Annotated in this window: 10 protein-coding genes; 7 read left to right on the forward strand and 3 right to left on the reverse strand. The window is 52.9% G+C overall.

All coding sequences use genetic code 11. From position 1 onward, the window contains the following. Positions 1-2: 2 nt before the first annotated feature. Positions 3-2,381 carry a TonB-dependent receptor gene (locus EHT25_RS32280; protein WP_124879586.1) on the reverse strand — a complete coding sequence of 793 codons (2,379 nt, stop codon included), beginning with the start codon at positions 2,379-2,381 and terminating at the stop codon, positions 3-5. Positions 2,382-2,488: 107 nt separating this feature from the next. Then, the gene (locus tag EHT25_RS32285; RefSeq protein WP_124879587.1) at positions 2,489-3,118 is read right to left on the reverse strand and encodes a dioxygenase family protein; all 630 of its coding nucleotides are present in this window, start codon (positions 3,116-3,118) and stop codon (positions 2,489-2,491) included. A 262-nt stretch (positions 3,119-3,380) separates the two neighbouring features. Here EHT25_RS32285 and EHT25_RS32290 point away from each other — a divergent pair, with 262 nt between their 5' ends. The 4 genes from EHT25_RS32290 (at position 3,381) to EHT25_RS32305 (ending at position 6,260) form a co-directional block, all read left to right on the forward strand. Next, complete coding sequence (locus EHT25_RS32290) at positions 3,381-4,460, forward strand: sensor histidine kinase (RefSeq protein ID WP_124879588.1); 1,080 nt, start codon at positions 3,381-3,383, stop codon at positions 4,458-4,460. Positions 4,461-4,498: 38 nt separating this feature from the next. Beyond that, positions 4,499-4,972 carry a hypothetical protein gene (locus EHT25_RS32295; RefSeq protein WP_124879589.1) on the forward strand — a complete coding sequence of 158 codons (474 nt, stop codon included), beginning with the start codon at positions 4,499-4,501 and terminating at the stop codon, positions 4,970-4,972. Positions 4,973-4,987: 15 nt separating this feature from the next. After that, entirely contained in the window at positions 4,988-5,482 is a 495-nt protein-coding gene (locus tag EHT25_RS32300; protein WP_124879590.1) for a hypothetical protein, read from the forward strand. Between the two features lie 61 nt (positions 5,483-5,543). Continuing rightward, positions 5,544-6,260: a LytR/AlgR family response regulator transcription factor gene (locus tag EHT25_RS32305; RefSeq protein WP_124879591.1), complete on the forward strand. Its 717-nt coding sequence runs from the start codon at positions 5,544-5,546 to the stop codon at positions 6,258-6,260. 87 nt (positions 6,261-6,347) lie between these two features. Here EHT25_RS32305 and EHT25_RS32310 read toward each other — a convergent pair whose 3' ends face one another. Next, positions 6,348-9,134 carry a DUF1553 domain-containing protein gene (locus EHT25_RS32310; protein ID WP_124879592.1) on the reverse strand — a complete coding sequence of 929 codons (2,787 nt, stop codon included), beginning with the start codon at positions 9,132-9,134 and terminating at the stop codon, positions 6,348-6,350. 141 nt (positions 9,135-9,275) lie between these two features. On the opposite strand from EHT25_RS32310, the gene EHT25_RS32315 reads away from it, so the two are divergent. The 3 genes from EHT25_RS32315 to EHT25_RS32325 all read left to right on the forward strand — a co-directional run bounded on the left by EHT25_RS32315 (position 9,276) and on the right by EHT25_RS32325 (position 12,026). Continuing rightward, positions 9,276-9,839, forward strand: a complete 564-nt coding sequence (locus EHT25_RS32315; protein WP_124879593.1) for a pentapeptide repeat-containing protein — start codon at positions 9,276-9,278, stop codon at positions 9,837-9,839. 11 nt (positions 9,840-9,850) lie between these two features. Next, the gene (locus EHT25_RS32320) at positions 9,851-10,756 is read left to right on the forward strand and encodes a LysR family transcriptional regulator (protein WP_124879594.1); all 906 of its coding nucleotides are present in this window, start codon (positions 9,851-9,853) and stop codon (positions 10,754-10,756) included. A 67-nt stretch (positions 10,757-10,823) separates the two neighbouring features. Then, positions 10,824-12,026: a threonine synthase gene (locus tag EHT25_RS32325; RefSeq protein WP_124879595.1), complete on the forward strand. Its 1,203-nt coding sequence runs from the start codon at positions 10,824-10,826 to the stop codon at positions 12,024-12,026. Positions 12,027-12,079: the final 53 nt, after the last annotated feature.

Genomic DNA, 12,079 nt, shown 5'->3' on the forward strand with positions numbered 1-12,079 from the left:
GGTTAATCGCTGGTATCGGCTTGCCGGACGCGCGGCCCTTTGATCTCTTTTTTGCCGAGTTTGTACGAAAACGTCAGCCGCATGTGCTGGTTCTGCACGCGAAACGTCTGGGTTTGATAAAACGAATCTGAGACGGTTTCTTCCGTGATAAATGTGAAGGGGGACAGGATGGTATCCAGCCGGAGACTCATGGTAAATCGCTCATTTTTAGCTTGTTTGCTGAACGTCAGGCTGTAGTATTTCCAGCCAGTCCGGGTACCCTGGAGCCGGATGTTTTTCGCGTCGAAAAAACCGTAAAAGTAGACGCTGAATCCGCGGGGTAGTTTATACGTGATCGTTGGTACAAACTCGCGCATCAGGCCCCGGTTGGCGATGTGGAGCGCGCGGCTTTCCAGCCAGACGTACTGCGTCGTGAATGTTGCGCCCACCGACAGTTTCGACGACGGTTTCCAGCTCAGGGTGGCCGACAAACCCAGCCGCCGGTTTCGGCCGATGTTCTGCCAGGTATTCTCAAAAACACCGTCGGGTCGGGCGGTCCGGATTCCCTCAATGCTGTTTCGGTTGTGGTTGTAAAACAGGGCGATATCGGTAAATAACTGCGTCGCGTTTCGCGAATAACTGAGCTGATACCGCCGGGTCAGTTCCGGTCGAAGATACGGATTCCCGAACTGGATCGTGAGTGAATCGCTGTTGTTTACCGTCGGGTTCAGGTAGGAAAAATAAGGACGTACCAGTTTCAGGGTATAGCCCAGTTTCAGCATACTTTTGGTGGTTAACGTTCGACTGATCAATAGATTAGGAACGAGATTGTCGAACGCAGGTAGCTTTAGAGCGGTGTTTTTGAACGATGCGTTCAGGGTGGTTTTTTCGTAACGCGCTCCGGCGATGAACTGCCATTTCTTGATTTTCAGGTTGAAACTGCTGTACAAGGCGTAAACCGAATTTTGGTAAGCGAACGCATTGGAACGTGTTGGGTCATTGGCATATGCCTGATTATCTAAATTATAAATACCAAACCGGCTGTCGCTCCTCAGATTTTTGCGAGTCAGTTTTGCCCCGTTTTCCCACTTCAAATGCTCGTTGAAAGCCTGTGCGTAGTCGGCCTGAAGCGTGAAATCGCGGTTTTCGGTTTTGCTGTCGAAGTTTTCCCGGTAATCGGGCTGATCGGCGCCGGTTTGCGTCAGGTCATAGCGGTTGGTGCCTTTAAACCGGAACGACATTGCCAGCAGCGAAAACTCCTTCTTTTTGTCTTTGGAATTGCCGGTGTACCCCACGCTGAATGTACTCCCGTCGTTGCCCAGCGGAACATCCAGATTTCGTTGAAAGCCGGGTGAAAGTGCTTCATTTCCAGTGAAATAATTATTGGTAATCGTCTTCGTTCGATTGGGTGTCGAGCGCAGACGATACCCCACACTGAGTGTGTTGTTGGAATCCAGGCTGTAAAGGATGTTCGTTCCGCCGAAAAAGTAGCGGCCCGTCTGCCGGGTTTCGCTCTTCTGAACAATGCGAAAATCATTCGTTTCCCGCTCCAGCACGGCCCCGTTCCGGTTCCAGTAGAGCTGGTAAAAACCGTCGGCTTTCAGCAGCCATTTCTCGCTTTTGTGCTGAAAATCAGCCATCCCATTTTCGGTACGGTTTCCGATAATTCCGCTCAAATTGCCATTGGTCGCATTATTGCGTGCTTTTCGGGTGATGATGTTCACCACGCCGTCGGTTCCTTCGGCCTCGTAGCGGGCCGAGGGCTGCGTGATCACTTCCACCTTGACAATGTTGTCGCCCCCGATGGATTTGAGCGCATCCGCCACCGACGAGGCATACAGATCGGACGGTTTTCCGTCGATAAACACCCGGATCTGCGAACTACCCCGGATGGAAAGTCCGCCGTCGGCATCGACATTCAGCAGCGGCACCCTCCGCAGCATATCCGCAGCGCTGCTTCCGGCGATGGGCGGCAAACTTTCCACATTAAAAACAATCCCGTCCGCCCGCTGCTCGATCAGCGGTTTTTTCCCCCGAACGGTCACCGTTTGCAGCGTCCTGACGTCCGGGCTGAGGACGAGCGTTCCCAGATTCAAAACCGGGTTGAACGAATCGATCACCAGCGTGGGCGTTTGCAACGAACGATAGCCCACGGCACTCAGGGTAATGCGGTACGAACCGGTCGAAAGCTTCTTCAACGTAAATTGTCCTAGGCTATCCGTCAGGGTTCCATCCGCCAGTTGATTCGTTCGGAACAGCGAAACCGTGGCAAAACCGACCGGTTTTTTGCTGATTGAATCCACCAGAAAACCCTGCACTTCCCCCGGGCGATCGGCGGTTTGGGAGTTCAGTCGAAACGAAATACCGCCGGAAATGAGCAATATAAAAACCAGGTATTTCATGACAGATGGATTCGAAGCGAATGGACTAGCGGTTTTCAATCAAGGCAATAACTTTCCCGGCCGGCTAAAAAACCGGGAATTGATAGCAGACAGAAAAAGCGGTTTTATTACTTCGTGGGGTAATTGGGGATGTTTTTGCCGAGGTGAATGTTGCGCTCGCCTTTGTACATATTACCCACATCGACCAGTTTCACGATGCCGCTGCCACCCCGATTTTCCAGTTTCCGGCGTTTTTCGGTGGTCAGGAGCGGATCGTCATCGAACACAAATTCGTCGATGTAATATTCGTTGAGGTCCGGTTCCTTGACAGTGACGTGGATATGTGCCGGGTCGGAATGGCCGGGGTAGGGGGCGGGTCGGAGCGTCCCGAATTTGTAAAAACCGTTGGCGTCGGTGCGCACCCAGCCCCGGATCGAGCCGTGCCGTTTTTCCCAACCCTTCGCATCAGCCTTGGCGGTATAGTGGCCGGTTTCGTCGGTGTGGTAAATGTAGATAATTACCCCCGCAGCGGGCGTTCCGTCGGCTTTGTAAACGGTGCCGTTGATGCCCAGCGGTTTCTTGCCTTCCCAGGTCACACCCGGCAGTTGAACAAAGCTTGGTAGTTGATCAAACGCGATGGGCGATTCGTAAATCGCTTCACAACCTTCGCAGGGGCCTCCCACTTTTTTACCCGGATCAGAACCGGGCAACGAAACTACCTGGCAGGTCAGAACCAGCCCAACGAATAATGCTTTCATGATGTGAAATTTATGATGATTGACGATTGATCATTGACCATTGACAATGGTCAGCGGTCAATCGTCAAGTTTGATGAAACAAACCAACACCGGTTTCGGAAGATCGCCAAAAAAAGTAGAGCAACGACCAAAAAAGTAGATGAGCCTTTTTACGCGCGATTTTCCTCTACTTTTTGGGTCGTTGGTCGATATAATTTCGCCTGAATGCTTCTTTTGCTTTCATTTACAGCGAACTACCGGGAAACTTTATCGACTGCCTGCCATGGACTTTCTGGACCGACCCCTGAAACTGCCGCTTTCCAACCGCATCGTTCCGCTCAAGTACGCGCTGGTGCACGCGGCCTACTGGATTCTGATCACCGGTTTTTTTCTGTACGAAAAACGATACCTGATTTACAAGGCCAGCCTGTCGTATTTTACGATTTGCGTGGTGATGCGCGTGTCGCTGCTGATCGGCATTGCGTACCTGAATCTGCATTTTTTTCTGCCGCGCTACCTGCTGCAAAAACGGTATGGCCGGTATTTTTCGATGGTAATGCTGTCTATTCTGGGGTATCTGCTGGTGCAGAGTCTGTTTGATTTTTACCTGTATGGCTACGTCATCGGTCCGATGCGCAACAGCGATTTGTGGGAAAGTCTGTCCTACAATTTTTTCAGTACGTTGTGGTACCTGGGCTTGATGGTGGCGCTGAAACTGAGCATCGACTGGTACGAACAACAGCGGATTTTGCAGAAAATTACCGTCGAGAAATTGCAGGCCGAAGTGGATTTTCTGCGGTCGCAGGTGAACCCGCACTTCCTGTTCAACATCCTGAACAACCTTTACGCCCTGACGCTCAAGAAGTCGGATCTGGCGCCGGATGTGGTGCTGAAACTGTCGGAAATGATGGAATACATGCTCTACGACAGCGACGACGCCCGCGTGCCGCTGGAAAAGGAACTCCGGTATTTGCAGAACTATATTGAACTCGAACGAATTCGCTGTGGAGACCACGCCGACATTGCTTTTCAGATCGAAGGGAACCTGAACGGTCAGGAAATCGCTCCGCTGTTGCTGCTTCCACTAGTTGAGAATGCGTTCAAGCATGGCGTTGGCAAGCAGTCCGAAAAAGCCTGGTTACACGGTAAAGTGAGTCTGGATCGAAGGGCAGTAGAAATGAGCGTGGAGAATAACAAACCGGTTGCATCGCAAAGTGGGGGCAAAGGCGGCATTGGCCTGGCCAACCTGCGGAAACGGCTGGAACTGCTGTATCCCGGTCGCCATACGCTCCAAACGGAAGATAATCAGGATGTTTACAAAGTATCGCTGAACATCGTTTTTGCCGAAAATGGACGAGTGTAAATGGCAACGAAACTAGCTCACGCTAAACAACATGACTCATGACACTGCTTCGAAATTGTCTCCTGCTTGGGGTTTTGATCACCTTTGTTCAGGCCAGCCGGATTTCGCCCGACCCGACGGTTTTCTGGGCTACGAGCCCCTGCGACCAGATTCCCCGGTCGATGCTGGCGATTCCGGCCACGGCCGAGTGCAAAATGATCCGTTGGGAACTGGCTCTCCTCCGTGATCCGCGTAACCAGAATCCAACGTTTTACAAACTCAACTACACGTATGGCATATCGAAACCGGCCACCACGGATTTCATGAACAACGGAACGAAAGGAACAAAAGAAGGCAACTGGACGATGCTGAAAAATGGCCAAAACAAAACCGTTTACCGGCTGAGCCCGGCAGAAGTAACGCCCGCGATTTCCTTCGTCCGATTAGACGATAAGTTGTTGCATTTGCTCGATTCGGACGGAAAACTGATGATCGGGCACGGTGGCTGGAGTTATACGCTCAATATGAAATAACTACTGATTAACGCCATGAAAATCAGAATGTTTTGTCTGTTTGTCGGTTGCTTGCTGTTGGTCGTACAAAGCGCCCGGGCGCAGGAAGCCCGGGCGGGTAATGTGCCCTCGAAAACGTATTCCCGTACCCCTTTAGCCGAAGGGGCAACGGTGGTGGGCCATTTTGAAGGGCGGTTTCCCTGCGCCGAAATCACCAAAGACTGGAAGATGCCCGTTCGCCCGGAATGTGTGAAAATGAAATGGGGTCTTACGCTTTTTCAGGACCCGGTGACGCATCAACCGACGACGTACCAGTTAAACCGCAAAGCCCGCGCAGGAAAATGGGCGATTGTCCGCGGAACGAAAACCGATCCGGAAGCTGTGGTGTATCAACTGGATTCCGACACACCGGAGGTATCGGTTTACCTGCTGAAAGGCGACGATAACGTGTTGTTTGTCCTCGATCAGGAGCGCAATTTCCGGGTCGGCACCGGCTATTTAAGCTACACACTGAACCGGGTGGTGAACTGAGAATCAACATTGTTTGGGGCCGTAAACTGTATACCGAATACCGTAATCATCTACACTCCTTATGTTAAAATGCGTGGTCATTGACGACGAATCGCTGGCGCAGGACATCCTGACCGACTACCTGGGGCGGCTGGATTTTGTGGGGCCGGTTCACAAATTTGGCAATGCGCGGGAGGCTCTGGTGTACCTGGAAAACCACGAAGCCGAGGTGTTGTTTCTGGATATTGAAATGCCCGGCATGAACGGCATTGAGTTTCTGAAACTGCTGCCACATCCGCCCATTACGGTTTTCACCACTGCTTACCGTGACTATGCGTTTGAAGGCTTTGAACTGGGCGTGATCGACTTTCTGTTAAAACCCATTTCATACCCCCGGTTTTTACTGGCAATCGAAAAAATCCGGGATTTTCTGGCGCTGAAAGACCAGAATACCAAACTCGACGGCCCGACGGAAGAACCACTGGGATCGGTTTTTGTAAAGAGTGGAGTCCAGCGCATCAAGCTGAATTTCGACGAAGTGACCCACATTCAGGGACTCAAGGATTACGCCATCATTTATACCCTGACGGGCAAAATTGTGCTGAAGGGCTCAATCAAATTCATGCACGATATTTTCCCTCAAAACCGGTTCATCCGCGTCCATAAATCATTCATCGTAGCGGTTTCGCGCATCGCCCGCATGGAGCGCAACCGATTAATCATCAATAACAACCAGATTCCCATCGGCCGGAATTACAAGGAGGAAGTGGAACGGGTGCTGAAGAGGGTTGACCATTGACGATTGACCATCGACGATTGTCGATTCTTCTTCTGACATAATCTATCGTCGATGGTCAATCGTCAGCGGTCAATCGTCAACTCCTTCTCACTCCTTCGTCACCACCTCATCCAGATTCAGCATGGCGTTGGCGGTGACAGCCAGGGCGGCCAGTTCGGGCGTGCCTTCGGAACAGGTGAGTAATTTCCGGGCTTCGTCGGGTTGCTGCTGGTAATGGCGTTGGGTCGTTTGGTACAATCTGGTCAAAACCGCCAGCTTGGCTTTGGATAAAGGGCGTAACATAATCCGCTGAAAACCGGCCTGAATCTGCTGTTCCGGTGTTTTTCCCTGGTACCGCATCCAATCCGCCAAATGTTGGGCGGCTTCCACGTAAACCGGATCGTTGAGCGTCACGAGGGCTTGCAGGGGCGTGTTGGTGCGTAACCGGCGCAACTGGCAGAACTCCCGGCTGGGACTGTCGAAGGTGATCATCGACGGATACGGCGCAGTGCGTTTCCAGTAGGTGTACAATGCCCGCCGGTAGCGATCTTCGCCCTGACTCAGTTTCCAGCTTTCCGGGCTGTAGGGCGACTGCCAGATGCCGTCGGGTTGCGCGGGCATCACACTCGGGCCAAACTGTTTTTTGCTCAGTAACCCACTGGCCGCCAGCGTCTGGTCGCGCACCTGCTCCGCCGTCAGCCGAACGCGCGGCCCCCGCATCAGAAACTTGTTCCAGGGATCATGGGCCAGGGCTTCGGGCGAAGCTTTGGAATGCTGTCGGTAGGTCGCCGACAGCGCCATTTTCTTCAGCAATTTCTTGACGCTCCAGTGGTCGGTTTCCATGAATTCGGCCGCCAGCCAGTCCAGCAACTCCTGGTGAGTGGGTGGAATGCCCTGGGTGCCAATGTCTTCGACGGTTTCAACAATACCGGTTCCGAACAACTGTTCCCAAAACCGATTGACGGCCACCCGCGCCGTCAGCGGATTCTGGCGATTGACCATCCAACGAGCTAATCCCAGGCGGTTTTTGGGCAGATTTTTGTCCATTGGCGGTAACGATTTGGGCACATCGGCACTCACCTTTTTGCCTTTGACCAGCCAGTTTCCGCGTTGAAAAACAAAGGTTTCCCGCACCTGATCACCGGTATTTTCCTGCATGACGGGCAACAATTCGGCTTTGGCGTTCAAAATTTCGGTCAGCTTGTGATCCATATCGCCCAGGATCGTTGCGGGCTGGCCGGGCAAAGCGGGCTGCAGCGAAACCCATTTCACCATCACCCAATCCTGTGGACTTTTCGGATTACTGAGCGTCAGGTATAAATGATGCCGTCCTGAAACATTCGGAAGAGCAAAAACCAGCGTCGTATCGCGCCACGGACTCCCGGTTTTGGGAACCGGTTGCTGCAGCAAAACCGGGCCGTCGGGGCTGTCCTGATGAACGGTCATGACGGCTTTTTCAGCCTTGGTTCCCCACGCGATAATCAGGCGGTTTTTGCCGTTGAGGTCCATGTCTTTCATTCGCGCCGAACCCTTATCCTGAATGGCCGTATACATGGCTCCCATCAGCGACGCATTAACGTACTGATCGAAATAATGCGAATTGACCTTCGGTTCGGTGAGTCTCGTCAGCCGGTCAGCCATTTTGGTCTGTTGCGGATTTGCCGCGCGCTGGCTCACCCAGGCATGTAACTCTTGCACTTTGACCGAGTCGGCTTCTTTGTAAAACCGCAGGGTTGGTGTATCGCTGGGCACGTCTTCGTCGCGGGTGTTGTTGAAGAATGCCATGTATTTGTAATACTCGTCGTGCGTGAACGGATCGTACGGATGGCTGTGACATTGGACGCAGCCAAACGTAGTTCCCTGCCAGACGTCCCAGGTCGTGTTGACGCGATCGATAACCGCAGCCACCCGATACTCTTCGTCCTGTGTCCCACCTTCGTCGTTCGTCATCGTGTTTCGATGAAAACCGGTCGCAATCAGTTGGTTATCGGTTGGCGGTTCGCCGTTGCGATTTGGGAGTAGATCGCCCGCCAATTGTTCGACGGTAAACTGGTCGAACGGTTTGTCTTCGTTGAAGGCTTTGATCAGCCAGTCGCGGTAGCGCCACATCGGGCGCGACAGATCCGCTTCGTAGCCTTTGGTATCGGCATAGCGGGCCAGATCCAGCCACATGCCGGTCCAGCGCTCGCCGTAGGCCGGGTTGGCCAGCGCCCGATCGACCATTTTTTCGTAGGCATTCGGCGACTTATCGTTCAGGAAATCCACCACATCCTGTTCGGTGGGCGGCAAACCGGTTAAGTCGAGCGAAACCCGGCGAATGAGCGTGATTTTATCGGCTTCGGGCGACGGTTTCAGCGATCCGGCCAAGCCTTTTTCGTGCGAAATTTTATCCAGTACAAAGTGATCGATTTCGTTTTTGGCCCACTTCAGCTCGTCGTTTTCCACCACGCCCAGGCGCGACCAGAACGTCCCGATCTTCGGCACCTCCGGTTTCGTAACCGGTTCATACGCCCAGTGTTTGCCCCAGTCGGCGCCCTGATTGATCCAGGTACGAAGCAGTTCGATTTCTTCTTTTTTCAAAGGCGGAGCTTCCAGCGGCATCCGCTCTTCGGGGTCGGTGAGCGTCAACCGGCGGATCAGCTCGCTGGCGTCGGCGTTGCCGGGAACAATCGCGTGTTTGCCGGATTTGGCTTTCGCAAGGGCTTCGTGTTCAAAGAGTAAGCTGAAATCCGATGCTTTTTTGACGCCACCGTGGCAGGCAATGCAGTTTTTGTTAAGCAGCGGTTTGATCTGCGTATTGAAATCGACGCGGTCTTCCCGCATCGTGAGCCAGGCCACCGACGAAAGTGTAAGCAGAACAACAAGCGCAATACTTAATCGAAATAACGGTTTCATGATACGAGCAGTAGCGAATGGGCGGCTTTACATGAAAAGACAGACCGGCTTTAAAAATACTAAAATATACCCAAAACTGCCTGTTTTCTTCCTTTTTTGTGCCGTATTTTGCCGACCAATCACCCCATTTTTACCGGTATCATGGAGTTTTTTGACCAGCATTTCGATCCGACGACGGGCGCGCCCGACGCCTTTCCGTACCACGATTTTGAGCAGTGTACCTTCAAAAATCTCCCGTTGGGTAAAGCCGTGCTGGCCAATTCGAATTTTGTCAATTGCCGGTTTGAAAGCTGTAATCTGGATCTGGCGCTGGTGAAAGGGACCAAATTCAACGACGTAAGTTTCGTGAAATGCACGCTGGTCGGGGTTAATTTTGAGCATTGCAATCCGTTTGCGTTCTCGGTCGGTTTTGAAGAATGCAACCTCGATCAGAGCTATTTTTTCAATCGCAACCTCAAAAAAACGAAGCTGATCGGGTGTTCGCTGAAAGGAGCCAGTTTCATCAATTGCGATCTGGCCGGGGCGGTTTTTAAAGATTGCAACCTGGAACTGACGGTTTTTGTCAATAACACGCTGACGCAGGTCGATTTTTCGACTTCGTATAACCTGACGCTGGACCCGGAACAGAACAAGCTGAAAAAGGCAAAATTTTCGCTCCACAGCCTGCCCGGTTTGCTGACCAAGTACGATCTGGTGATCCGCTAGCCGAAAACCGTATGCTGTCTTTTCGACACAAACTTTTTGCAGAAGTGGCCCGGCAATTAAGCTTTACCAAAGCCAGCCAGACGTTGTTCATCAGCCAGTCGGCCCTGAGCAAACACGTCAAAGCGCTGGAGTTTTTCTACAAAACCGCCCTGTTTGAGCGGCACGGCAACAGCATCAGTTTAACCCGAGCCGGTCAGATTCTGTACACTAAACTACTGGAAGCGGGCGAGTTGCAAAACGAATTGCATCAGGAACTCCAGCTTGTCAACGAGAATTTCCAGCCGCCTACCGGCCTGGCCATCGGAGCCAGCACCACCATTACGCTGTACGTGCTCCCACCGGTTTTATCGACGTATTTACGGCAACATCCCGCAATTCGGATCAGCGTGCTCAACCGCAATTCCGACACCATCCAGAAAGCCCTGATCGATCACGAAATCGATGTCGGGATTGTGGAAAGCATCACCCGCCTGACCACACTAACCTACGTTCCGTTCATGACCGATGACGTGCTGGCGGTTTGCTCCCGAAATAGCCCGCTGCGCGAACGAACCCTAACGGTTCAGGACCTGCCAGGTATTCCGCTGGCATTGCGGGAAACCGGTTCCGGCACCCTGGCGGTGGTGGAAAAAGCCTTGGAAAAGAAAGGCGTCAGCCTGTCGAACTTGCAGGTTCTGATTCGGCTGGGCGGCACGGAAGCCCTGAAAAACTTCGTGCTGGCTGACACCTGCCTGGCGTTTATGCCCAAGCGGGCGATCCTGAAAGAGCTGGCTGACGGTGAGCTGGTTGAAGTGCCAATCCGCGATCTGAACGTTCAGCGGGAATTTTACTTTATCCAACGAAAAGGCACCGAAAACAACCGGCTCGTGAATGAGTTTATTCGATTCACGAAACGCCATTATTCCCTTTTGGCATAACCCATCTCAAAACGTCGTTTGCTTCCTTCTGGGCGGGCTTTCAATTTGCGGAAAAATACAGCCAACCATGAAAAGCCTGACCACTTCATCCCTGTTGCAGCACCTGCGGTGTTCGCAGTGCGGCAAAACCTATTCTCCATTCGACCTTCAAACGCTGTCAATCTGCTGCCAGGCTCCACTCCTGTGCGAATACGACCTTGATCGCCAACTCGTTTCCCGGGATTCGCTTCCCGGTCAGGTTAACTCGCTCTGGCGATACGAAAACGTATTACCGGTTTTTCAGGCTCAAAACCGCGTCAGTCTGAGCGAGGGATTTACGCCCCTGTTGCCGCTCCGGCGGCTGGCCGGCCGCACCGGTTTGCAGCACCTGAGTTTGAAAGATGAAGGACTGAATCCGACGGGCTCGTTTAAGGCGCGGGGCCTGAGTCTGGCGGTTTCAAAGGCGAAGGAAAACGGCGTGGAAGCCTGTATTATTCCGACGGCGGGAAATGCGGGTGTGGCGATGGCGGCCTATTGCGCCCGGGCGGGTCTGGAAGCCGTGGTGGTGATGCCGCAGCACACGCCCGACGCGTTCAAGGAGGAGTGTCGGGCCTACAACGCCCGACTGGTGCTGGTCGATGGGTTGATCAACGACTGCGCGGCCAAAGTGCAGCAAATGAATCAGGAAAACCGCTATTTTGATGTGTCGACGCTGAAAGAACCGTATCGGCTGGAAGGCAAAAAAACGATGGGTTACGAGATGGCCGAGCAACTAAACTGGCAATTGCCGGACGTCATCCTCTATCCGACCGGCGGAGGAACCGGCCTGATCGGCATCTGGAAGGCGTTCTACGAAATGCAGGCCCTGGGCTGGCTGTCGGCGGATCAGAAGTTCCCCCGCATGGTGGCCGTGCAGGCCGAAAACTGCCGCCCGATTGTTGACACGTTTCTCGGGAAACAGGCGAACAGCAAAACGTATGTCGGAAAACCGACGCTGGCAAACGGGCTGGCCGTGCCACGTCCGATCGGCGAGCCGCTGATGTTGAAAGTATTACGTGAATCGGCGGGCACGGCAGTGGCGGTTTCGGAAGACGAGATGATCGAAGGCGTGAGTCAGCTCAGCGCGGAGGAAGGTATTTTTGCGGCTCCCGAAGGCGGAGCGATCTGGGTTGCTACGCAAAAGCTGCTTCGGCAGGGCTGGATTCGTTCGGACGAACACGTTTTGTTGCTGAATACCGGTTCGGGACAGAAATACCTCGACAATTTGAAAGGAAAATGGCAGTTGAAATGATAAATGTAAAATGACGAATATCGAATGAAAAAGTAATTTGGCGCGTCTGAATC

Origin of the sequence: Larkinella rosea (genome assembly GCF_003858635.1) — a bacterium.
In the GTDB taxonomy this organism is placed as follows: domain Bacteria; phylum Bacteroidota; class Bacteroidia; order Cytophagales; family Spirosomataceae; genus Larkinella; species Larkinella rosea.

Coding starts and splice junctions, on each gene's coding strand:
- EHT25_RS32325 (WP_124879595.1), top strand. CDS start 10,824: ATGAAAAGCCTGACCACTTCATCCCTGTTGCAGCACCTGCGGTGTTCG.
- EHT25_RS32295 (WP_124879589.1), top strand. CDS start 4,499: ATGACACTGCTTCGAAATTGTCTCCTGCTTGGGGTTTTGATCACCTTT.
- EHT25_RS32320 (WP_124879594.1), top strand. CDS start 9,851: ATGCTGTCTTTTCGACACAAACTTTTTGCAGAAGTGGCCCGGCAATTA.
- EHT25_RS32290 (WP_124879588.1), top strand. CDS start 3,381: ATGGACTTTCTGGACCGACCCCTGAAACTGCCGCTTTCCAACCGCATC.
- EHT25_RS32310 (WP_124879592.1), bottom strand. CDS start 9,134: ATGAAACCGTTATTTCGATTAAGTATTGCGCTTGTTGTTCTGCTTACA.
- EHT25_RS32285 (WP_124879587.1), bottom strand. CDS start 3,118: ATGAAAGCATTATTCGTTGGGCTGGTTCTGACCTGCCAGGTAGTTTCG.
- EHT25_RS32305 (WP_124879591.1), top strand. CDS start 5,544: ATGTTAAAATGCGTGGTCATTGACGACGAATCGCTGGCGCAGGACATC.
- EHT25_RS32315 (WP_124879593.1), top strand. CDS start 9,276: ATGGAGTTTTTTGACCAGCATTTCGATCCGACGACGGGCGCGCCCGAC.
- EHT25_RS32280 (WP_124879586.1), bottom strand. CDS start 2,381: ATGAAATACCTGGTTTTTATATTGCTCATTTCCGGCGGTATTTCGTTT.
- EHT25_RS32300 (WP_124879590.1), top strand. CDS start 4,988: ATGAAAATCAGAATGTTTTGTCTGTTTGTCGGTTGCTTGCTGTTGGTC.